Below are 1,079 nucleotides of genomic sequence, written 5' to 3' on the forward strand. Positions count from 1 at the left end.
TGGATATTCTTCGGGGCTTTCAAATTTGACTACGGCTAAATCCGGGTCAGTGTCGGCGGTTTGCAAACGGGTGACGGCAGTTGCTTGATAGTTTTTGCCTTTAGACGTGCGAACGGTGTATTTCACGTCTGCTTTTTCTACGACGTGGTTGACTGTTAAAACTGTGTAAGTTTTGCCTGTTTTGGCAATAATTACGCCAGAACCGTCTCCTAGGGAACTGTTAATTTGTACTGTCAGCGGCCCGGCAATGCTGGCGACTTCTTGGGGCGTTTTGGCGAGCGCGGGTTGGCTGATGACTATGGTTAAGGCTGCCGTAGTTCCTGCTAGCATGGTGGTTAAGGTGTCATAACGAGAAAAATTTATATTCATGGCTATTGCTAATTAGTAGTTGGGTAGCGGGATTTCGGGAAGAAAGGGCGATCGGCGGTTTGTGCTTTTTTGTGTTTAGTTTTATTACTGATTTGACGCAAAGGATCTCGGCTTTGTTCTTTAGTGATAATCTTACTCGCTTTTTTGTTCCTCGATTCCCTTTTTCACTGTAGAGTGGTTATGGGCGCACCTTACTTAATCTCAATCTAGCGCACTGCCCAACTTACTTATTAAAACTAAATAATACATGACTCAAACTCGGTACTTAATTCTTCCTTAGTCATGGTTTCCTGTGCGACTCGCATGACTAAATCCTATGCTCGATCGTCCGTCAAATTCCGAGTGCAAGCATTTAAACGCAACAAGGTATCTGTTACCGCAAAAGCCGTTCGTTTATTTCCGTCAATAAAGGGATGATTCATCCCTATCTGATAGAGATAGGCGGCAGCTTGTTCGCTAATTGTGGGATGCAAAAAATTACCGCCAAAAGTTGTTTGTGGCTGATCCAAAGCCGACTCCAACAAGCCTTCGTCTATGACACCGGGAGTGCCACCAAATCTCTCTATCTGTATGGCGTCAATACTGGTAGTCCTGCATAGTCAGGACTACCTGTTATAATTTACTTACTAAATCTGTATCGGCTCAATAAGTAGGGGGAGCAGTTATTCTAGTTGCCAAGACAAGCCCAAGGGATGAAGAGAAGATGTTTC

The 1,079-nt window shown here is 44.3% G+C and carries 2 protein-coding genes; both read right to left on the bottom strand.

The annotated features are described in order from the left end of the window. Nucleotides 1-369: trypsin-like peptidase domain-containing protein (locus QUA62_RS29250; RefSeq protein WP_333408291.1), on the bottom strand; the 369-nt coding region annotated here is incomplete at its 3' end. 314 nt (nucleotides 370-683) lie between these two features. Then, complete coding sequence (locus QUA62_RS29255; RefSeq protein WP_333408292.1) at nucleotides 684-950, bottom strand: type II toxin-antitoxin system death-on-curing family toxin; 267 nt, start codon at nucleotides 948-950, stop codon at nucleotides 684-686. Nucleotides 951-1,079 lie beyond the last annotated feature (129 nt).

The organism is Microcoleus sp. MON1_C1 (genome assembly GCF_036701945.1).
GTDB lineage: Bacteria > Cyanobacteriota > Cyanobacteriia > Cyanobacteriales > Microcoleaceae > Microcoleus.